Annotated in this window: 21 protein-coding genes; 11 read left to right on the forward strand and 10 right to left on the reverse strand. The window is 68.4% G+C overall.

Features of this window, described 5'->3' with window-relative positions; translation table 11 throughout:
* Positions 1 to 4: 4 nt before the first annotated feature.
* Positions 5 to 1,648, forward strand: coding sequence for an FAD-binding oxidoreductase (locus tag SACXIDRAFT_RS13475; RefSeq protein WP_006239119.1), 1,644 nt, complete (start codon positions 5 to 7; stop codon positions 1,646 to 1,648).
* Here SACXIDRAFT_RS13475 and SACXIDRAFT_RS13480 read toward each other — a convergent pair.
* The 4 genes from SACXIDRAFT_RS13480 to SACXIDRAFT_RS13495 form a co-directional block, all read right to left on the reverse strand.
* Complete coding sequence (locus SACXIDRAFT_RS13480; RefSeq protein ID WP_040922650.1) at positions 1,645 to 2,796, reverse strand: C39 family peptidase; 1,152 nt, start codon at positions 2,794 to 2,796, stop codon at positions 1,645 to 1,647. The genes SACXIDRAFT_RS13475 and SACXIDRAFT_RS13480 overlap by 4 nt on opposite strands.
* 48 nt (positions 2,797 to 2,844) lie before the next feature.
* Positions 2,845 to 3,273, reverse strand: a complete 429-nt coding sequence (locus SACXIDRAFT_RS13485; RefSeq protein WP_040922651.1) for a PaaI family thioesterase — start codon at positions 3,271 to 3,273, stop codon at positions 2,845 to 2,847.
* A 39-nt stretch (positions 3,274 to 3,312) separates the two neighbouring features.
* Positions 3,313 to 4,203: a S1 family peptidase gene (locus SACXIDRAFT_RS13490; protein ID WP_006239122.1), complete on the reverse strand. Its 891-nt coding sequence runs from the start codon at positions 4,201 to 4,203 to the stop codon at positions 3,313 to 3,315.
* Positions 4,204 to 4,356: 153 nt separating this feature from the next.
* Entirely contained in the window at positions 4,357 to 5,979 is a 1,623-nt protein-coding gene (locus SACXIDRAFT_RS13495; RefSeq protein WP_006239123.1) for a long-chain fatty acid--CoA ligase, read from the reverse strand.
* A gap of 297 nt (positions 5,980 to 6,276) precedes the next feature.
* On the opposite strand from SACXIDRAFT_RS13495, the gene mihF reads away from it, so the two are divergent.
* Complete coding sequence (gene mihF / locus SACXIDRAFT_RS13500) at positions 6,277 to 6,588, forward strand: integration host factor, actinobacterial type (RefSeq protein ID WP_006239124.1); 312 nt, start codon at positions 6,277 to 6,279, stop codon at positions 6,586 to 6,588.
* A gap of 89 nt (positions 6,589 to 6,677) precedes the next feature.
* Here the strand turns inward: mihF and SACXIDRAFT_RS13505 are convergent, their stop codons facing one another.
* Both SACXIDRAFT_RS13505 and SACXIDRAFT_RS13510 read right to left on the reverse strand, forming a co-directional pair.
* Positions 6,678 to 7,847 carry an isochorismate synthase gene (locus SACXIDRAFT_RS13505; RefSeq protein WP_006239125.1) on the reverse strand — a complete coding sequence of 390 codons (1,170 nt, stop codon included), beginning with the start codon at positions 7,845 to 7,847 and terminating at the stop codon, positions 6,678 to 6,680.
* A gap of 37 nt (positions 7,848 to 7,884) precedes the next feature.
* Complete coding sequence (locus tag SACXIDRAFT_RS13510; RefSeq protein ID WP_006239126.1) at positions 7,885 to 8,592, reverse strand: 4'-phosphopantetheinyl transferase family protein; 708 nt, start codon at positions 8,590 to 8,592, stop codon at positions 7,885 to 7,887.
* A gap of 138 nt (positions 8,593 to 8,730) precedes the next feature.
* Here SACXIDRAFT_RS13510 and SACXIDRAFT_RS13515 point away from each other — a divergent pair, with 138 nt between their 5' ends.
* On the forward strand, positions 8,731 to 9,900 hold the full coding sequence (locus SACXIDRAFT_RS13515; RefSeq protein ID WP_006239127.1) for an acyl-CoA dehydrogenase family protein: 1,170 nt from the start codon (positions 8,731 to 8,733) through the stop codon (positions 9,898 to 9,900).
* A 104-nt stretch (positions 9,901 to 10,004) separates the two neighbouring features.
* Here SACXIDRAFT_RS13515 and SACXIDRAFT_RS13520 read toward each other — a convergent pair whose 3' ends face one another.
* From SACXIDRAFT_RS13520 to SACXIDRAFT_RS13535, 4 genes are read right to left on the reverse strand one after another with little or no spacing between them, the layout of a single operon-like run.
* A complete protein-coding gene (locus SACXIDRAFT_RS13520) occupies positions 10,005 to 10,340 on the reverse strand; it encodes a hypothetical protein (RefSeq protein WP_006239128.1) in 336 nt (111 codons plus the stop codon).
* Positions 10,333 to 10,941 carry a TetR/AcrR family transcriptional regulator gene (locus tag SACXIDRAFT_RS13525; RefSeq protein WP_006239129.1) on the reverse strand — a complete coding sequence of 203 codons (609 nt, stop codon included), beginning with the start codon at positions 10,939 to 10,941 and terminating at the stop codon, positions 10,333 to 10,335. Before SACXIDRAFT_RS13525 ends, SACXIDRAFT_RS13520 begins: the two co-directional genes overlap by 8 nt.
* Entirely contained in the window at positions 10,932 to 12,458 is a 1,527-nt protein-coding gene (locus tag SACXIDRAFT_RS13530) for an ATP-dependent acyl-CoA ligase (protein WP_006239130.1), read from the reverse strand. Before SACXIDRAFT_RS13530 ends, SACXIDRAFT_RS13525 begins: the two co-directional genes overlap by 10 nt.
* A complete protein-coding gene (locus tag SACXIDRAFT_RS13535; protein WP_006239131.1) occupies positions 12,455 to 13,207 on the reverse strand; it encodes an enoyl-CoA hydratase/isomerase family protein in 753 nt (250 codons plus the stop codon). The genes SACXIDRAFT_RS13530 and SACXIDRAFT_RS13535 overlap by 4 nt, the downstream gene beginning before the upstream one ends.
* 48 nt (positions 13,208 to 13,255) lie before the next feature.
* Here SACXIDRAFT_RS13535 and SACXIDRAFT_RS13540 point away from each other — a divergent pair, with 48 nt between their 5' ends.
* From SACXIDRAFT_RS13540 to SACXIDRAFT_RS13575, 8 genes are all read left to right on the forward strand, one after another.
* A complete protein-coding gene (locus SACXIDRAFT_RS13540) occupies positions 13,256 to 13,687 on the forward strand; it encodes a GNAT family N-acetyltransferase (RefSeq protein ID WP_006239132.1) in 432 nt (143 codons plus the stop codon).
* 21 nt (positions 13,688 to 13,708) lie between these two features.
* Positions 13,709 to 14,392, forward strand: coding sequence for a metal-dependent transcriptional regulator (locus SACXIDRAFT_RS13545; protein ID WP_006239133.1), 684 nt, complete (start codon positions 13,709 to 13,711; stop codon positions 14,390 to 14,392).
* 69 nt (positions 14,393 to 14,461) lie between these two features.
* On the forward strand, positions 14,462 to 14,896 hold the full coding sequence (locus SACXIDRAFT_RS13550) for a VOC family protein (RefSeq protein ID WP_006239134.1): 435 nt from the start codon (positions 14,462 to 14,464) through the stop codon (positions 14,894 to 14,896).
* 184 nt (positions 14,897 to 15,080) lie between these two features.
* Positions 15,081 to 15,554 (forward strand): hypothetical protein, encoded by a 474-nt coding sequence (locus tag SACXIDRAFT_RS13555; RefSeq protein ID WP_006239135.1) that lies wholly within the window; start codon positions 15,081 to 15,083, stop codon positions 15,552 to 15,554.
* Positions 15,555 to 15,838: 284 nt separating this feature from the next.
* Entirely contained in the window at positions 15,839 to 16,237 is a 399-nt protein-coding gene (locus tag SACXIDRAFT_RS13560) for a hypothetical protein (RefSeq protein WP_040922171.1), read from the forward strand.
* Between the two features lie 75 nt (positions 16,238 to 16,312).
* Complete coding sequence (locus SACXIDRAFT_RS13565) at positions 16,313 to 17,047, forward strand: ABC transporter ATP-binding protein (RefSeq protein ID WP_006239137.1); 735 nt, start codon at positions 16,313 to 16,315, stop codon at positions 17,045 to 17,047.
* Entirely contained in the window at positions 17,044 to 18,315 is a 1,272-nt protein-coding gene (locus tag SACXIDRAFT_RS13570; protein WP_006239138.1) for a hypothetical protein, read from the forward strand. The genes SACXIDRAFT_RS13565 and SACXIDRAFT_RS13570 overlap by 4 nt, the downstream gene beginning before the upstream one ends.
* Complete coding sequence (locus tag SACXIDRAFT_RS13575; RefSeq protein WP_006239139.1) at positions 18,312 to 18,929, forward strand: hypothetical protein; 618 nt, start codon at positions 18,312 to 18,314, stop codon at positions 18,927 to 18,929. Before SACXIDRAFT_RS13570 ends, SACXIDRAFT_RS13575 begins: the two co-directional genes overlap by 4 nt.
* Positions 18,930 to 19,068: the final 139 nt, after the last annotated feature.

Here is a 19,068-nt window from a genome sequence, read left to right on the forward strand (position 1 = left end):
AGCCGTGAACGAGATCCTCGACCATCGCCTTCGCTCGGCCTGGACGCCCGAGGCGGGGAACGCCGCACCGCTTCCGCCGCACGCGGTGAGCTGGCTGACGCGCCGCATCGGTCCGCTGTCGCCCTCCGTGCCCGCCGCCGAACCCGCCTTCACCGTGCCTCCGTCCGGCCTGCCCACGGCGGCACACGCGGCTCTCGCGGAGGTCGTCGGCTCCGATCACGTGCTGGACGGCGAGAGCGAGCGGCTCGGCCGCGCGGGCGGACTGTCCTATCTGGACCTCCTTCGACGGCGTCATCCCGGCGACCTCGCTGTGCCCGACGCCGTCGTGGTGCCGGGTGATCCCGACGAGGTGCAGCGCGTCGTGGACGTGTGCTCGGCCCACGACATCGCCGTGGTGCCCTTCGGCGGAGGAACGTCGGTCGTCGGCGGAGTGGCGGCTCTGCGCGGCGGCAAACCCGCTGTGATCGCGCTGGATCTCGAACGTCTCGACCGGCTGGTCTCCGTGGACGCGACATCCAGGCTCGCCGTGTTCCAGGCCGGAGTCACGGGCCCCGAGGCGCAACGCCGACTGGCCGCACACGGATTCACACTCGGTCATGTGCCGCAGTCCTTCGAGCGAGCCACGCTCGGCGGGTTCGCCGCGACGCGGTCGGCAGGCCAGGCTTCGGCGGGTTACGGCAGGTTCGAGGACATGGTGCAGGGCGTGCGGTTGGCGACCCCGGCAGGGCCGTGGCGCCTCGGGGTCGCGCCGGCTTCGGCGGCGGGGCCGGACCTGAGGGCGCTCGCCGTCGGCAGCGAAGGCACACTCGGTGTCATCACCGAGGTCACCGTTCGCGTTCGCCCTCTGCCGGAGCGGGAGCACTACGAGGGGTTCGTGCTCAAGGGCTGGCGGCACGCGGTCGCCCTCGTGAGGATGCTGGCGCAGAACGGCCTTTCCGCCGATGTCACCCGGGTGTCCGATGTGGATGAGACTGCGGTGTCGCTCGCCCTCAAGGGCGGCCTCGCGACGAAGGCTCTGCGCGGCTACCTCACCGCGCGCGGGGTGCACGAGCCGTGCCTGCTGATCCTCGGCTGGCACGGGCACGCGCCGCAGCGCGCCCGCGCTCGCAAGCTGCTCAAGGGGGCGGGTGCCGTCTCGCTCGGGAAAGCTCCGGGGCAGGCGTGGCGGAAGGGCCGTTTCGCAGGTCCCCGTCAGCGTGACGCGCTGCTCGACCTCGGCGTCTGCGTCGAGACGCTGGAGACGGCCACTCACTGGTCGAGGATCGGCGAACTCTACGACAGCGTGCGGGCCGCCCTGCGCGGCGCACTCGACCGCCCTCTGGTGATGTGCCACATCTCCCACACGTACGAGACCGGTGCGTCGCTGTACTTCACGGTGCTCGCAGCCCGCGACCCGCACGACCCGTTCGGCCAGTGGGAACGCGCCAAGCGCGCCGCGAGCGAGGCGATCAGCGAGGGCGGGAGGGGCACGATCAGCCACCACCACGCCGTCGGCGTGGACCACGCGCCCTACCTGCCTGCCGAGATCGGTGATGTGGGCATGGCGGTGCTGGCCGCGGCGAAGAGGGCCGCCGACCCGAAGGGCATTCTCAACCCGGGCAAGCTGGGCTTGCCGGACACCGAGGACGGCGCGGACGAGCCGCGCTAGAACTGTGGTGAGGCGGCCGGTGCGATGAGGTAGGCGACGCCGGCCGGTGTGTCGATGAGGTTGCCGCTCGCGTCGCGGCGTTTGGTGCGTTGCCAGACGTTCTCGAACGGCTCTCGCGGGTACACGCGCCGCACCGAGGCCGCGTCGTCGGCGGCGGGGTCGTTCGCGACGACGTCGCCATCGCCGGTGAAGCCGGTCAGCACCAGCAGGTGACCTTCGGTGCCGTAGTCCGCGCCGGGAAGCTCGCCCTCGGTAAACGAAACGGAGACGATCACGGGAATCCCGTGTGCGACGTAGTGCTCGACGTCGCGCAGCGAACGCAGGCGCGAAACCCGGCCGCGCAGGCCGTACTGGGAGGCGTAGGCCACGTTGAAAGCCCAATTCCCCGTGCCGTCGTAGGCGTGGTCGAAGGTGTGCCTCGCGGCGTGCACCACACTGCGGTCGGGGTGGTCGCGGGGGATCCAGGCGAGTTCCGCGTCCGTCGGTCCCGCTCCCCAGTACTCGACCACCATTTCCGTCGCGGCAGGGCTGCACCACGCTTCACCGCCACCGCCGTATTCCCTGAAGTGGCCATTGTGGACATACTGGGCGTAACGCGGCACGGGGAGTTCGATGCCGAGGCCGGGACCGGCTGTTGACACGGGAACGTCGGTGCGCTCCTCCGAGACCGAGGACACTGCTCCGGCAGCGGCCAGCGACGGTGTGGCGGAGGTGCCCTCCGCTCGGCACAGTGTCACCCGCAGCCGGTACGCCCGCAGGCGCACGTCGTCGGCGGCCACGAGACGATCGACGACCACGCGGGCGGATTCGTCGTGCTGACCTGCCACCGAGGTGCGCCGCACGTCGGTCTCGTGGAACGACCAGCGGCCCATCGAATACCACGGTGTGCGCCGCTCCGTCGTCGTCCGCGCCTCCACCTCGACGGTCAGCCACGTTCCCGGCGGTGTTACCGCGTTCCACGACACCACGATGTCGTCGGCGTCGAAGGGAATCTCGTGCTCCGGAGACGTCCACCAGGCGTACTCGCCGCCGTCCTGCACACCGGCGGCCGAGGCGATGCGGAGACCGGAATCCACGATCTCGGTGCCCGAGAACTCGCCGTGCGCGAAACCGTTCGCGGAACTCCACTCGTGGTAATCGATGTCCACGCGACCCACCATACGGCCGGGTAGCGCGGGATTCATGTCCCGTGGTGGTCAGGACCGCAGCACGGCCTGGCTCTGCGTGACCTTCGCGATCAGTCGTCGCTCGTCGTCGTGGATCTCGGTCTCCACCACGATCACCCGCCCTCCCGCGTGCAGCGGGCGCGCCGTCGCCGTGGCGTACCCTTCGCGAACGGCGCGGAGGAAGTTCGTCTTCGATTCGATGGTGGACGTGCCTTGCGCGCCTTCGGGAAGATTGAGGAACGCGCACACGGCGGCGGTGGAGTCGGCGAGCGACATCAACGCTCCACCGTGGAGCACCCCGCCGAGGGTGCAGAGACTTTCGTCGTGAGCGAGCCTGGCCACCACCAGCTCGCGGGAGTGCTGGAGAACCTCGACACCCAGTCGCTCGGTGAACGGCATGCTGCGGTGGAACAGAGCCGTGCCCTCGCCGTCGAGACCGCTGGCTTGTGCTGTGTCCATCCGCAAGACCATGCCGCACCGAGCGGCGGGCGTCCAGTTTCAGCTCATCACGCTGTGGACCCACTTGTAGTGCGAGTAGGCGCCGGTGGAGACGTCCGGCGTGCTGCCGCACCCGCTGCCGATGCCCCTGCTGACGACGCCGACGACGATCCAGCGCCCGTAGTAGTTCTTCAGCAACGGCGAACCGGAGTCACCGCCGCACAGAGCCTGGTAGTCGCCGGGGTTGTCGGTGCAGATGTCACCGTTACGGATGCCCCACGAGTCGTCACCCTCGGCGTCAACCCGGCACTCCTGCGAGGTCGGTGACAGCACGGTGGTGTCGAGCTGTCGCAGGTCAACCGGCAGCGTGGTGGGGTCGCCGATGTCCTCGCTGGACGTGTATCCCCAGCCGAGTGCGCGCACCGGGGCTCCGGTACCCGGCTCGAACCACGCGAGGCGTGCGGGCCGCTGCTCTACCGGCTCGGCCAGCTTCAGCATCGCCACGTCGTGGCCGTCGTTGCGATCGGCCAGCCACGCCCATCCGGGGTGGACGACGATGTCCTCCACGTCGGCGACGCTGCCGCCGTTCAACCGGTCCGTCGAGCCGACTCTGACGTGGAAGATGTTCGGGTCCATGACCGTGAACGCTTCCCCGTCCTTGCCCGCGGTGGTGACACAGTGCGCGGCCGTCAGCACCCATTCCTCGTCCACCAGCGTCCCGCCGCAGCGGTGGCCGTTGGGGTCGCCGTTGCGCTCGTACTGCAACGAGACCATGAACGAGTACTGCTGGTCGGCGGTGTCACCGTCGATGATCATTGGTGCGATGCCGGTCTGCGCCGATGCCGTCGCCGCACCCGCGCCTGCGATGACGGCGGTTGCCGCGAGCACGGCGCCCAGCCTGCCCCACCGTCGCCCGTTGCCGCCCTTCGATTCCCCCAGACCGTTCGTCATCGTGGGACTGCCCCTTTCTCTCGATGCCTGACAAGTTGATCATCTCGCAGGGCACCGACAGTTCCGAGGCCGACCCGCATGGCGAAGGCCACCTTCACGTGCGGTCGTGGAGGTGGCCTTCCTTGCCGTATTCAGGAATTCACCGAGAATTTCTCAGAAGTGTGCGATGTCAAGCTTGCCCTCGGCGTGAGCGGCGCGGAGCCGCTTCTTGTCGAACTTGCCGACGCTGGTCTTCGGCACCTCGTCCACGAACGTCCAGTGCTCGGGAAGCTGCCACTTCGCGACCTTGTCGGCGAGGAACGTCCTCAGTTCCTCCGCCGTCACCTGCTCGCCCTCCCGCACGACGACCGCGACGAGCGGCCGCTCGTCCCACTTCTCGTCGGGGACGCCGATCACCGCGGCCTCGGCCACCGCCGGATGCGCCATCACCGCGTTCTCCAGGTCAACCGACGAGATCCACTCGCCGCCGGACTTGATGACGTCCTTGGCACGGTCCGTGAGAGTCAGGTACCCGTTCGGGGTGATCTTGCCGACGTCGCCGGTGCGCAGCCAGCCGTCGTGGAACTTGTCAGGGTCGGCTCCGCCGTAGTACGAACCCGTGATCCACGGCCCTTTCACCTCGAGTTCGCCGACGCTCTCGCCGTCCCACGGCACCTCGTCGCCGTTGTCGTCGATGAGTCTGGCCCTGACCGAAGCGGGGAACCGTCCCTGCGTGTAGCGGTACCGCCAGGCTTCCTCACCCTTCGCCGCCTTCGGTGGCCTCGCGACGCTGCCGAGCGGGGAGGTCTCGGTCATGCCCCAGGCGTGCAGGACGGGAACGTCGTACCGCTCTTCGAAGGCGTGCATCATCGCGGGCGGTGCTGCCGAACCGCCCACCACCACCTCACGCAGGTGCGAGATGTCCTGCGGGTTGGCGTCGAGGTGCTGGAGCAGGCCCTGCCAGATCGTGGGAACCGCGCCAGCGAAGGTCGGCTTCTCCTCAGCGAGAATCTCCGCGATCGGTCCCGGTTGCAGGAACCGGTCCGGCAGCACCATCGACGTGCCCACCATGAACGCGGCGTAGGGCATACCCCACGACATCGCGTGGAACATCGGCACGATGACCAGAGCCTTGTCCGCGTCGGTCAGCCGCATCGAATCGGTCATGCAGACCTGCATCGAGTGCAGCCAAATCGATCGGTGGGAGTAGACGACGCCCTTGGGATCTCCCGTGGTGCCTGACGTGTAGCACATCGCGGCGGCGGAGCGTTCCTCGATCTCCGGCCATTCGAAGGTCTCCGGCCTTCCGTCGAGGAGTTCGTCGTAGGAGTGCACGGTGACGCCCGACGGGGCGTCGAGAGCACCGGCGGCACCACCTGTCACGATCACGTGACGGACGGTGGTCATCTCCGGGAGTTGCCTGGCGAACAGGGGGAGCAGCGAACCATCGACCACGACGACGTGGTCCTGCGCGTCGTTGACGACGAATACGAGTTGCTCGGGGAACAACCTGATGTTCAGCGTGTGCAGCACAGCGCCCATCGCGGGAATGGTCAGGTAGCACTCGAGGTGCTCGGCGTTGTTCCACATGAACGTGCCGACGCGCTGGTCCGCGGTGACCCCGAGTTCCCGCAGCGCGTGGGCGAGCTGGGCCGAGCGCCTTCCGATCCGGTCGAACGTCGTCTTCCTCGAACCACTTCCCGTCCAGGTGGCCACCTCGCTGTCTCCGTGCATTCGCACGCCGTGACGCAGCAGATGGGCCAGCGAAAGCTGGTCGTCCTGCATGGTGCTCAACATTGAGCCTCCCGCTGAAGGTGGAGTGTCCGGATTGGGCGACTGTAATGCGCACCGCACGTTCGGGGCTTGTGCGCAGCGCCCAACTGTGCTTGCCGTCCTCGCTCCGGCACCGGCCGTGACCAGGGCGTGGCACGGTCGGGGAAACCTCGTGTCTTGATTTCGCGTCATCGCCGTACTTGGCGTTTACTGAGGCCCTGGACCTCGACGGCTTCGTCGGCGGCCTCGCGCGCCTGCGCGGCCGGGTCGGTCCTTCGCCGCGTGACGCGGTGTTCGATCAAGCACGAAAGGATCACTACGTTGGCACTTCCCACCTTGACCCCTGAGCAGCGGGCCGAGGCTCTCGCCAAGGCCGCGGAGGCCCGGAAGGCGCGGTCCGAACTGCTGGCCAACATCAAAGCGGGCAAGGAGAGCATCGAGGCGGTGCTCAACCGAGCCAAGGAGGACAAGACCGTAGGGAAGACGAAGGTGACGCAGCTTCTGAAGGCGGTTCCCGGCCTCGGACAGGTCAAGGTCGCCGCACTGATGGAGCAGGCCGGCATCGACCCGGACCGCAGGGCAGCAGGGCTCGGCGACCGGCAGCGGGAAGCCCTTATCAACGCTTTGAAGTGAGTGCCGGGGCGCCCCGCCCTCAGCACTCGGAAAACGCCGTCTCGGCGTGAGGCGACAAGATCGGTCGTCGGCCGGTCTCTCGGCCGGCATCACTCCTGGGGCAGGCCCATCGCGCGCAACAACGTCGCGAACTTGGCCGATGTTTCCGCAAGCTCCGCTTTCGGGTCGGACTCCGGCACGATCCCGCCGCCCGCGTACAGCCGCAAGGACTGCTCCGCCAGCTCGGCGCAACGGATCGACACGGCCCATTCGCCGTCGCCCTGAGCGTCCACCCAGCCGACCGCGCCTGCGTAGTAGCCGCGGTCGAACTCCTCCAGCTCGGTGACGAGCCGCCGCGCCGACGGCGTCGGCGTGCCGCAGATGGCAGGGGTCGGGTGCAGGGCGGCGGCGAGGTGCAGAGCCGTGACGCCGGGGTCCGACAGCTCTCCGGTGATGGTGGTGCCGAGGTGCCACATGGTCGGTGTGGACACCAGAGCAGGGCGTGGCGGAATGTCGAGGCGCGCGCAGTAGGGGCGCAGCGTCTCCACGATGGCCTCGGTGAGCACGGCGTGCTCGATGTGGTCCTTGCGGGACGCGAGCAGACGCTCCGCGTTCTCCCTGTCGATGGTGGGATCGGCCGATCTCGGCGCCGATCCGGCGTGCGGGTGCGACACCACCGTCCTGCCGCGCCGCGACAGCAGCAGTTCCGGGCTCGCCCCGACCAGGGTCCTCGCGTTCGGAAGCTCGGCGGCGAAGGTGTAGCCGCGGTCGTTGTCCACGACGAGGTTGTGCAGGATGCCCTCCGGCCCCACCGGGCCTGCGAACTCGACGTCGAGTGCGCGTGCGAGAACGACCTTGCGCAGGTTCCGTTCGGCGAGCGCGGTGACCGCCGTGGCGACGGCCTCGACGTGCCGTGACGGCTCGGGCACGGGACGGATCGCCACGGGCCGGGGTACCTCGTGACGGGGCAACGTCGCGGCTGCCGGGTGCAGGGCACCGGCGACGTGAACGTCCTTCGGCACGACGAGATGGCCCGGGGTGGTGGCGTCGCTGTCGAAAGGCAGCGCCCCCACCGCGACGAGGTCTGCCTCGTCCTCGCCCGAACGCTCCTCGATCTTGCCGAGCAGCAGCGTGCGCACCCGTTCGGCGAGTGCGAACTCGTCGGCGTCGCTCACGGCCGTGTGGATGCCACGGCCGAGCATCGTGCGATTCTCGGTGGCGAGGAAGAAGTCCCCTCGTCGGTAGGCCGCCAGAAGATCCACGGGGCTTTTTTCGGTCACACCCTGCCCCTTTCCTTCGGCGATCTCCCGGTCGTCCCTATTGTCCGCCGGACACCGGATCTTGGCGCCACCAGTGCTCGGTGACGTCGATCTCGTTCGCGGTGATTACCGCGACGGCGGCGCGGTAGCCGGGGCCGGGGTCGAGGTCGGCCATGCGCGTCGTGGCAGGTGAGAGCGCGTCGTCGGAGGAGGAGAGCAGGCGGGCGGGCTGGTCGGCGCTCGACAGGATCAGTGACTTGAGCGGGATGCGAAGGCCGCGTCCCGTGGCCTTCATGAGGGCTTCCTTGCGGGTCCAGAACGCAAAGAACGCCATGGCCCGTTCGGGGGAGGCGGGGGGCAGGGTGGCCTGTTCCGCCTCGGCGAGCGCGTAGCCGATCAGCGAGTCGTCGGCGCCCCGTTCCGTGCCTTCCACGTCGAGCCCCACCGGCTCGCCCGAGGTGGCGGCCACGCCGACGCGCTCGCCGGCATGGGAGATCGACAGCCGTAGCGCCGCGCCGGGCACCCGAACGGGACCATGTTGCTTGCCGCAGTCGGAGCAGGTCGCGTCGAAGCGGACCTCCTCGGGCCGCAGTCCCAGCCGCAGGCCCGCGACCGTCTTGGCGAGCACCCTGCCGGTGAGGAACCGGCGCTTGTCCTCGACCTTCCGGTATGCCGCATATCGATGCCGCTCGGCATCAGTGAGCAGGCACAGTGTGGCTTCCGTCTCGGTGATCGGTTCCGACCACCACACGGCGCACTCGGTCATGAGCGTTTCTTCCCCCTAGGCCCGTGGGTCCGGCTCGACTCAATCTAGGCGTCGTCAGGGCTCCCGCCAAGGTCGTGCATGCGCTACCGTGCGAACTAAGCAATCGCTTAGTCAGTGGGGACGGAGGAGCGTGAGCCGATGGATTTCAGCCTGAGTGTCGAGGAACGCGAGATTCGTGACTGGGTCAGGACGTTCGTTCGGAAGGAACTCGTTCCTCTCGAACAGGAGGTGCTGCGCAGGGAACGCGCGCACCAGCCCGGTCTCACCTCCGACGAGTTGAGCGAACTACGGCAGAAGGCGAAGAAGTCGGGATTCTGGGGTGTCCAGACCCCGCCCGAGTACGGGGGCATGGGGCTGTCCGCCGTCATGACGGCGTTGCTCGAAGCCGAACTCGGCCGCACATTCGTCCCGTTCAGCTTCGGTGGCTCCGCGGACAACATCCTGTTCCACGCCAACGACGAGCAGAAGGAGCGCTACCTGCTGCCGACGATCGAGGGCACGCGGAAGTCCTGCTTCGCCATCACCGAACCCGGCGCGGGCTCCGACGCCAAGGCGATCCGCACCACCGCGCGCAGGGACGGCTCCGACTGGGTTATCAACGGCGAGAAGACGTTCATCACCGGCGGCAACGAGGCCGACTTCGTGATGGTCTTCGCCGTCACCGACCCCGGCAAGGGAGCGAACGGCGGTGTGACGTGTTTCCTCGTCGATCGCGACATGGGCTGGCGCTCCGAGTACATCGACACGATGGGCGAGTGGGGCCCCGCCTCGCTGATCTTCGACGACGTGCGTGTTCCTTCGAGCCAGATCCTTGGCGAGGTCGGGCAGGGCTTCGCGCTGGCCATGCAGTGGATCGGCCGGGGGCGCTACCTGCTGCCCGCGAGGGCCATCGGCTCGTGCGAGCGGCTGCTGACGATGGCCATCGACCACGCCAATACGCGGGAGACCTTCGGCGCGCCCATCGCGGAACGCCAGGCGATCCAGTGGATGATCGCCGACTCGGGCGTCGAGATCGAGGCGCTGCGCTGGCTGGTACTGCATGCCGCGTGGCAGGTGGATTCGGGCATGGACTCCCGTCACGCGCAGTCGATCGCGAAGCTCTACGGCGGCCAGAAAGCCAACGAGATCGTTGACCGCGTGCTCCAGATCCACGGCGGCATGGGCTACACGCGGGAGTTGCCGATCGAACGCTGGTATCGCGAGCTGCGGCTGTTGCGGATCTACGAGGGAACCGATGAGATCCAGCGCCGCACCATCGCGCGCAACCTGCTCAAGGGCCACGTCACAGTGGGAGGAGCACTCGGCTGATGAGCCTCGGCGCACAGACGCCGTGGAGCCGGTCGTGTTACCGGTCCCACGGCGTCCGTGTCACCACGTGAATCGAATCTCTTTTTGACGACCTGCCCCCGGGGCTATCCCGTGGCCTCGCTGTCTCGTTCCCTGAGGGCGACCGGCACGCCTGCCAGATCCTCCTCGTTGCACAGCAGCTTCAGGTCGTAGTAGGGGTAGCCGTCGCGTTCGTCGTAGTCGAGGTGGACGGCGAGCACGTCCACGGGCTCCCCTAGCCACTGCTGGGCCTGCCGGAGCCAACCGGCGCAGCGTTCCAACGCGGCGGGGAGATCGTCGTCGCGGAACTCGACCGGTCGGTAGGGCACGTCCTGGATTCGGTCGCGCGGGTCCGAAGGCATCGGAAGCTTCGGGGAGACACCGGCATCGTTGAGTTCCAGCTGGATGGTTTCCTCACTCACCCTTCGACTGTCCCTCAGGCGAGCGCTGCGGGCAAGCTCCGACGGCCCGCAGTGCCACGTCGGCGTAGTGCGAGGCGAGGTCGTCGAGGGACATCGAACCCCGTGGCGAGTACCACCGCGCGACCCCGTTGCACATCTCCAGCAACGCGAGCCGGGTCACACCAGGATGCGCTGTCGTGAACACCCCGCTCGCCACGCCGTCGGCGACCGCGTCGGCCCACAGGCTCTCGTAGGAGTCGCGCAAGGCCACCACGGAACGCCGCGTCGCAGGGGCGAGGACATGGATCTCGTGATCAACGATCCGCGTCTCCCTCGGCAGCCGCGCATGGGTCCTGACGTGCAGTTTCACGAGCCTGCTCAGCCGGATGGCCGGATCTTCGACGTCGGTGGTCTGTGCCGTCGCGGAGTCGAGCAGGGTCCGCAGGCAACCGCGCATGATGTCCGCGAGCAACTCCTCCTTGGAACCCATGTAGTGGTACAGACTCGCCGTCGAGAGGTTGGACTCCTGCGCGAGGTCACGAATTCCCGTGCCGTGGAAGCCCTTCGCCGCGAACAGCTTCACGGCGGCCCTTCGCACCCGCTCGCGCGTGTCTAACGCCACCGCTGCTCCACCCGGTCGTAGGAGCCTTCCGGCGTGTCAGCGCCCGCCTTGCGCAGCTCGCCCTTGGCGATGCGTTCCGAGGCGGTCAGCGGAAGCGAGTCAACGAAAGCCCAGTAGCGCGGCACCTTGAAGTAGGCGAGTTTCGTTCCGCAGTGCTCAGCCAGTTCGTCCGGTGTGATGTCGTGGCCCTCGGTGAGCACCACGAGCGCCTTCACTTCCTCGCCGCGCAGGTCGTCTCGCACACCGAGCACGGCGGCGGTCCGCACAGCGGGGTGTAGCGCGAGTGCCCGCTCCACCTCGTCGGCCACGATGTTCTCGCCACTGCGCCGGATCATGTCCTTCGTCCTGCCGACGTAGTAGACGAGGCCCTGCTCGTCCATTCGCGCGATGTCGCCGGTGCGGAACCAGCCACCCCGGAACGCCGCGGCCGTGGCCTCGGGGTCGTCGTGGTAGCCGTGCATGAGACCGACACCCCGCACCAGCAGCTCGCCGTCCTGGCCACGCGGCACGGGCCTGCCGAGGTCGTCGGCGATCATCACCTCGCGGCAGGGCGCGGGCCTGCCGAGGCAGCCGGTGCCGACGGTGTCGTCGTGGTCGCCCGGATACATGCGGATGTCGCCGCCGGTTTCGGTCATGCCGAACGCCTCGAACCACGGCGCACCCCAGCGACGTTCGAGGTCGGCGTGGAGGTTCTTCGGGATGGCCGACGCGCTGACGGCGCGCACCTTGTGGTGGCGGTCGGCGTCCGAAGGTGGCATGCGCAGCAGCAGCGTCGGCATGAGCCCGAGGCAGTAGAACCACGTCACCCCGTACTCGCGCACCTTCTCCCAGAACGTCGAGGGGTGGAAACGGTCGAGCACCACGAGTGTCGCGCCGGATGCGAGTCCCAATGCGACATTCCACTGCGGATCGATGTAGTGGAACGGCTGCGCGGTGAGGATCATGTCGTCGGCGCCGATGTTCGGGAAGTGCGAGACAAGCCCGCCAGCCAGCGTGGTCCAGTAGCTGTGCGGGAGGACGCAACCCTTCGGCGCGCCCGTGGTGCCGGAGGTGTACTGGATGTTGGTGGGCAGTTCGGGCGCTGGCTCGTAGGGCGGTGGCTCGCTGCCCTCCGGCAGTTCGGCCGGGGTGAGCACCCGCTCCACCGACGTCTTCGGCGCGATGGTGCGGAGTAGTTCGGCGAACTGCTCGCCAGCCACGGCGAACCGAGCGCCGGAGTGGGCGAGCACGTGCTCGCCGTCGAGCTCCCTGTAGTTGGTGTTGACCGGGACGAGCACGGCGCCGAGCCTGGCGAGCGCCAGCCACAGTAGCGGGAACTCCGGCCGATTGTCGAGCATGACGGCGACGCGGTCGCTCCTGCGCACGCCGAGTGCGTGCAACGAACCGGCCAGCGTTTCGACGCGGTCGGCGACGTCGGCGAACGTGAGCCGCTCACCCGTCGCGTCGAACACCAGGGCGTCCTTGTCGGGCCACGCCGTCGCGGCGTGGCGCAGCAAACCCACCAGGTCGTCGCTCATCGGTTTTCGAACTCCTTCTTCGACGCGGCCACCTCCGGCGTGTGCTCGGTGATCAGCGCATGGCTGACCTCCAGTTCGAGCGCGGCCTCCACGGTGCCGTCGATGCCGCGATCGATGGCCCGTTTCGCCAGTGCCAGCGCCGACGCAGGCCGTTCGGCGAGCGTGCGCGCGACGCCGTTGACGTGTTCGGCGAGTTCCGCGGCCGGAACGACCCGGTTGACGAGCCCCATGGCGTGCGCGGACGCCGCGTCGATCCGCTCACCGAGCATGATCAGCTCCTTGGCCCTCATCGGCCCCACGAGCAGCGGAAGCAGCCGGGAAGCCGCGCCCGTGACACTCAGCCCCAACCCCACCTCGGGGAAGGCGAACACCGCGTCGTCGGCCGCCACCACGAGATCGCAGCCGAGCGCGAACTCCGCCCCCGCGCCGATGGCGTACCCGTGCACGGCCCCGACCACGGGCTGCGGCAGTGCCCGCAGCGCCCGTGTGACGTCCTGGAGCTGTTCCAGCCTCGCGCGGGACTCCTGTTCCGGCGGGGGCTGCTTGAGGTCGTGACCCGAGCAGAACGCCCTGCCCCGCCCCGCGAGCACCACCGCGCCGACACCGTCGTCAGCGGAGACGCGACCCAGCACGGTGAGCAGGTCGGCCACCAGTTCCGGAGTCACGGCGTTCAGGCGGTGCGGCCGGTTGAGCCACACTGTGGCAACGCGGTGGTCGATATCGAGGTCCACGGTCGCAACGTCTCGCATGACCCCGCAGCCTAGCCACACGATCGATCGATCGATAGGGTTTGTGTCATGCCGATTCGCGACGCCGTGGAGAACGACACCGACGACATCTGTTCGATGATCGAGGAACACGCCCGCTACGAGGGCAAGGACGACCTCGTTCTCGACAGGGCCGAGATGGCCCGGCACCTGTTCGGTCCCGAGCCGAAGGCATGGGTGCTGATCGCCGAGGTGGACGGCGCGACGGCGGGCATGGCGTTCTGCTCGTGGAACTTCTCCACATGGGAGGCGAGGCCCGGCATCTGGCTCGACGACCTCTTCGTGCGGCCCGACTACCGCAGGCTCGGCCTCGGCAGGCAGCTGCTGGCCGAGTTGAAGGCGCGCACCGAGGGCAGGGTCGAGTGGGACATGCAGGAGGGCAACGAGAAGGCCGCCGCGTTCTACGCCGATCTCGGCGCCGAACCCGTGCCGGGCTGGGTGCGCTATCGCTGGCGCGGCTGAACAGTACGTATCGTAGAGGGCATGGTTGGTGGCTCGGACCGTCGCTCGGCCTCGATCGAGGACTACCTGCGGGCGATCTACGGCCTTGAGGAGCGCGGTGAAGCCGTCACGAACACGGCGCTGGCCTCACGGCTCGAGGTGAGCCCTTCGTCGGCGTCGGGCATGGTCACCAAGCTCGCGCAGCAGGGGCTCGTGGAGCACGTACCGTACCGGGGCTTCGAGCTGACCGGTGAGGGCAGGCAGCTCGCGAGGTCGGTGCTGCGAAGGCACCGCCTCATCGAGTCGTACCTCGTGTCCGAACTCGGCTACACCTGGGACGAGGTGCACGCGGAGGCGGACCAGCTCGAACACGTCGTGTCCGACCTTCTCGTCGAGCGCATCGCGGTGAAGCTGGGCAATCCCGTGCGCGACCCGCACGGCGACCCGATCCCCGCCGTGGACGGCTCCGTCGAGGAGGTGTCCACGAAGCTGCTGGAGGAACTGCCGATCGGCGCGGTGGGGGAGATCGTCCGGGTGTGGGACACCGACCCCGAGCTGTTGCGGTACCTGACTGAGCGGGCCATCGGGCTCGGCGAACGGATCGAGGTCGTCGAACGCCAGCCCTTCGGCGGTTCGATCGTGGTGAAGGTGGGGCAGCCGCCCGACGCCGCCACACACGCCCTCGGCAGGGAGATCGCACAAGCCCTTTCGGTGGCGCTCCGCTGAGAGAGCCGACCGCCTGCGGTCGTGACAATTGGCTTTCCGGCGGGCACGACGGGCCACTAGGGTGGCCCGATGTCCTCGGTGAAAGAGTTCCAGATCACCTTCGACTGCGCTGATCCTGAACGTGTCGCTCGCTTCTGGTGCGAGGTGCTGGGATACGTCGTCCCGCCGCCGCCGGAGGGGTTCGACTCGTGGGCCGATTACGACCGCTCGTTGCCACCCGAACAGTGGGGGGCGTCCTTCGCGTGCCAGGACCCATCGGGAGTCCGACCTCGGCTGTACTTCCAGCGCGTCCCAGAAGGCAAGGTCGCCAAGAACCGGCTGCATCTCGACGTGCGCGTCGGCACGGGGCTCGTGGGTGAGGAGCGTGTCGCCGCGCTCGAGGCGGAGTGCGAACGACTGGTCGCGCTCGGCGCGGTGCGTGTGCGGCTTCTGCGCGCCGACGGCGTCAACGAGTCGTGCCTTGTGATGCAGGACGTCGAGGGCAACGAGTTCTGCCTCGACTGAAGGCGCAGGCGGCCGGTGCTCGCTCCCGAACCCGTTCGACGCAGTGCGGTTCTAGCCGGGCAGCAGGCTCTCCACTGAGGCGATGCGGAGGTCCAGCCGGGCGGAGTTGACGCCGCGGCGAGCGGGTCGCCCGATTCGATCAGGCAGCGTCCTGCCATCACATTAGCTGGACTCGGCCGGCAGGTTGCCTGCCGAGTTCCGCCCGGCCTTCCTCGCCGCCGCGTTGGAATGGTTCATCCCGGAACGGTTCTGGTGCCAGTCCGGCGAAGGCGACGAGGGCGTGGTGGTGAACCGGGCCTGTGACCCGGACCGCTGGCTGTCGGTGGTGTCCGCGGACAGGCCGCTGGTGACCCAGTTCGATGACGTGGCGACCGCGTGGCCGGAGATCGGAAGCGCCCGACCAGTTCGCGACGTCCATATTGGACAACTGCCGTACTCGTGGGTCGAGCGGACCGTCCCTGGCGGGGTGATCGTCGCTCCGATGCGTGCGGACGTGCCGACCGGGCCGCTGGTTCGGTCCGTCGTCGGCGAGGACGGCACCGCGACCGGGCGCGCGGTTGACTGGCTGAAGGTGTCGTTCATGGACATGCGGGGCGAACGTCGTGATGGCCGCGACGAGTGCTGCGATGGAAGGAGCGATGGTGATCAAAGCGGCTGACGCGATGGTGGGTTGGAAGCTGGTCGTGTGGAGGACGGGTCAAGTGCAGGCACATACCAACGACCCCGAAGCCGAATCCTGCCGCTCCGAGGTTGCTGACCCAAGAGACCAACAGAGATGAACCCCAGAAGGTCAACGTGACGTAATGGTTCCGCGTCCATCCTCCACCGATTCAATGCTCCGCTCGAGTGAATCCATGGTGTTTGTTGTGGTATTCGATCGCGCTTGGTCGCGGATGTCCTAGCTTGAAGGCGCACTAAGTCGCAAGGGGGATTGAAGTGCGGGTGAAGAAACTGATGGCCAGCGCTGTGGTCGCCGGAGCGTTGACCACTGGCGTGGGGGCTCTGTCGGTTCCAGCGTTCGCGGAGAGTGCTCAGGCTCAGGGCGATGTGTCCACGATGGCCTGTGGGGTTCGAGCCTGGGAGCCGACGGTGTCCGGTGGCACACTGACCGGCCGCACGGGTCGCGGAGGGTGTACGACCAGGACCACCTACCTGTGGTCTCAGGTCAAACGGGACATCAACAACTGGCCGGACCGGGTTCACGGCGAGAACTACCGCACCTACGTCGTCAACGCCTACGTCGATGCCCGAGGCGGGTGCGGGCCCGCCGCCCGTCACTACACCGAAGGCTGGGCGACCAGCGGCGGGGCGGACGAGTCGGGGCACCCTTGGCGTTGCTGAAACGCGGGTGAGCAAGGCGTGGGGGCGGACGCGACCGTGTCCGTCCCCACGCATTTCCAGTTCTGGGGTATGTGAATGATCAAGCTTGAGGGAATTGGTGTGCGTTTCGGCCACCACCAGGTGTTGAGGGAGCTGTCCTGGACGATCCGGCCCGGGATCACCGGTCTGCTCGGTGAGAACGGTGCGGGAAAAACCACGCTGCTGTCCGTGCTGGTGGGCCTGCGCAAGCCGCAGGCTGGATCGGTGACGTTCAACAGGCGTGAAGGCGCGGCCGCGCCGCGGTTCGGGTTCGTCCCGCAGCGATTCTCCCTGCCGCCGGAGGTTCGGGTCATCGACGCGGTGAGCTACGCGGCCTGGGTCAACGGTGTGCACCGGCGGGACAGCCATGACGCGGCGCTGCGCGCGCTCGCCGCCGTCGATCTCGCGGACCGGGCGCGGGATCGGGTGCGGTCGTTGTCGGGTGGTCAGCGGCAGCGGCTTGGGATCGCGGCGGGCCTGGCCCACACACCTGACGTGCTCGTGCTCGACGAGCCCACAGTGGGACTCGATCCTACTCAGCGGGTGCGGGTGCGGCATGTGATCGCGGCGTTGGGTCGCGAGTACACCGTGTTGCTCTCCACGCACGTACTCGAAGATGTGCACCATCTGTGCCACCGAGTCGGGTTGCTCACCGGCGGACGGATCGCCTTCGACGGCACGGTCGAGGACGTCAAAGCAGCCATGACGACCACGTCGGAGGCCGGTGGGCTGGAATCGGCCCTGGAGCGGGGCTACCGCACGCTGCTCGACGAGTTCGGTGGTGGCCGGTGAGCACTCGACGGTCGTGGTTCTGGCCGCTGAACAGCCTGTTCGTGGTCCTGCCTTCGGCGGCCATCTTCGCAGTGGTGCTCGCCCGGACCTGGGAGATGCTGTCCTGGCCGTATCCGGTGTGGGTACAGGCCTCGGCGCACTGGCACCAGCAGTTCGTCTTCGCCGGGCCGATCGCGGCGGCGATGGCCTGCCTGTGGGCGGTGCGGCTGGGCGGCGCCGACCGGATCTGGGCCCAACCGCAGGCCCCGCGGATGGGCAGTGGCGTGGTCGCGCGGCATCTGCGCCTGCTCCTCGGCTGGTTCGTCGGCTCCTATGTCGCTGCCCTGTTGCCGTTGACCATCACAACCGCAGTCAACGGGGCGATCGGCGCTCCACAGCCGGGGGTGATGGCCAGCGGTGTACTGGCGATGAGCGCTGCCACAGCGGTGGGTTACGTGGTCGGCACGCTGGTGCGGTCGTTGGCGGTGGTGCCACTGGTCGCGGTGATCTTCTACGGCCTCGACGCGTTCGCCGCCTACGGCACGGACACCTTCGGCGCGGTCATCCCCCAGCTGTACACCGACCCTGTGGTGGGGCTGGCCGAATCCACGGAGCTGGTCGTGTTCCGGCTGGCCTTCTTCTTCGTCGTGACGGCGGCCTCGGTTGCGCTGGCGGCAACGGTGTTGCGCAGCCACAGCACCGGACGTCACCAGTCGAGACTCGTTCGGGTAGGCGACGTGGCCCTGTATGCCACGGCGCCGGTAGCGCTGATCGTCACCGCGCTGATCACCACTCCACACCTGTTCCAGATCGAGGCATCGGCGGACGAGCGGATCTGCCGCACCGTGGACGGCATCGAGTACTGCGTCCACGAGGACAACACGCCACGCCTGGACCAGATGATCACGGAGTTCGGTCATGTCCTCCATCGCTACGGCACCACGCCGATCCAGTTCGACGGGGTGTGGGACCACACGCTGCTGCTGCACACGCCCATGAACGGTCAACCCATCGACGGTGCGCTCGTGGCGCGACTGGAACCGGACGGCTCGGTGGACACGCTGTCCTCCGGGCTCATCCCGTCGCTGATCGGCATCACCCGGTGCGCGGGTTCGCTGCCCGGCGAGGTCGAGACCCTGTACGGGAACCTGGCCGACTACCTGTCCACCGGCCGCCCCATCGGCGTTTTCAACGGGATGCGGCCTGACGAGATTCGCGCCTGGATCCATCAGCACCGTGACCAGCTCGACGACTGCACACTCCAACCCCAGGACCTGCCACGCCGATGATCCGCATCATCCTCCACACCCGAGCAGCCTCCTGGGGACTCGCTGCTGCGCTGGCCTCAGCCGGACTCAGCGCCCTCATCGGCACCGCCATGCTGCGCATCGACATCGCCGGCACCCGCCCGGAACGCCTTCCCCTGGTGGAGCTGTGTGCTCTGCTGTCGGCCACCATGCTGGCGACCATCACCCGGCCGCGACTGTGGAAGTGGGACCGCGTCGCCGCCGGGTGGCGCGGGAGAGGAGTGGCCGGGGCGGTCGCGGCGGCCGGGATCACGCTCCCCACCGCCTGCCTGTTCGCCGTGCTCCCCCGGCTTCCCGACGGCACACCGTGGACGTGGGTGTGGGCGAACACCGTGACACTCGCCGCTGTGGTGTATCTGGCGGTGCCGTTCACCGGGGCGCTGTGGGCGGGCGTGGTCGCGCTTGCGACGTGGGTGGGGTGCGGCGTGGTTCACCACCTCTACCCTGCCGCCACCCCATACCTGCCGACCTCAGGCTACCTCGAAGCCCGGCCCCACTGGGGCCACGCCGCCGTCCTCGCGCTCGCCGCTGTCGCCGCTCACCTCGCCACCGTGGGAGCCACGGCTTATCGGCGGGCTCGCGACGACAGTTCCTGAGGTCGTGCGACCGAACGTGCTCCCCTGTTAAGGGTGGTGGGCCTCCACATAGCGCTGCGGCCACAGCGCCTCTTGCTGTAGCGGGAGAATCTAGAGCCGCATCGCGTGCCGTCGGCCGATTTCGGGGCTCTGCGGTGGG

The organism is Saccharomonospora xinjiangensis XJ-54 (genome assembly GCF_000258175.1).
GTDB lineage: Bacteria > Actinomycetota > Actinomycetes > Mycobacteriales > Pseudonocardiaceae > Saccharomonospora > Saccharomonospora xinjiangensis.

Coding starts and splice junctions, on each gene's coding strand:
- SACXIDRAFT_RS13510 (WP_006239126.1), bottom strand. CDS start 8,592: ATGACCGAGTGCGCCGTGTGGTGGTCGGAACCGATCACCGAGACGGAA.
- SACXIDRAFT_RS13485 (WP_040922651.1), bottom strand. CDS start 3,273: ATGGACACAGCACAAGCCAGCGGTCTCGACGGCGAGGGCACGGCTCTG.
- SACXIDRAFT_RS13530 (WP_006239130.1), bottom strand. CDS start 12,458: ATGAGCGACGACCTGGTGGGTTTGCTGCGCCACGCCGCGACGGCGTGG.
- SACXIDRAFT_RS13575 (WP_006239139.1), top strand. CDS start 18,312: ATGATCCGCATCATCCTCCACACCCGAGCAGCCTCCTGGGGACTCGCT.
- SACXIDRAFT_RS13535 (WP_006239131.1), bottom strand. CDS start 13,207: ATGCGAGACGTTGCGACCGTGGACCTCGATATCGACCACCGCGTTGCC.
- SACXIDRAFT_RS13540 (WP_006239132.1), top strand. CDS start 13,256: ATGCCGATTCGCGACGCCGTGGAGAACGACACCGACGACATCTGTTCG.
- SACXIDRAFT_RS13490 (WP_006239122.1), bottom strand. CDS start 4,203: ATGACGAACGGTCTGGGGGAATCGAAGGGCGGCAACGGGCGACGGTGG.
- SACXIDRAFT_RS13550 (WP_006239134.1), top strand. CDS start 14,462: ATGTCCTCGGTGAAAGAGTTCCAGATCACCTTCGACTGCGCTGATCCT.
- SACXIDRAFT_RS13515 (WP_006239127.1), top strand. CDS start 8,731: ATGGATTTCAGCCTGAGTGTCGAGGAACGCGAGATTCGTGACTGGGTC.
- SACXIDRAFT_RS13565 (WP_006239137.1), top strand. CDS start 16,313: ATGATCAAGCTTGAGGGAATTGGTGTGCGTTTCGGCCACCACCAGGTG.
- SACXIDRAFT_RS13545 (WP_006239133.1), top strand. CDS start 13,709: ATGGTTGGTGGCTCGGACCGTCGCTCGGCCTCGATCGAGGACTACCTG.
- SACXIDRAFT_RS13495 (WP_006239123.1), bottom strand. CDS start 5,979: ATGTTGAGCACCATGCAGGACGACCAGCTTTCGCTGGCCCATCTGCTG.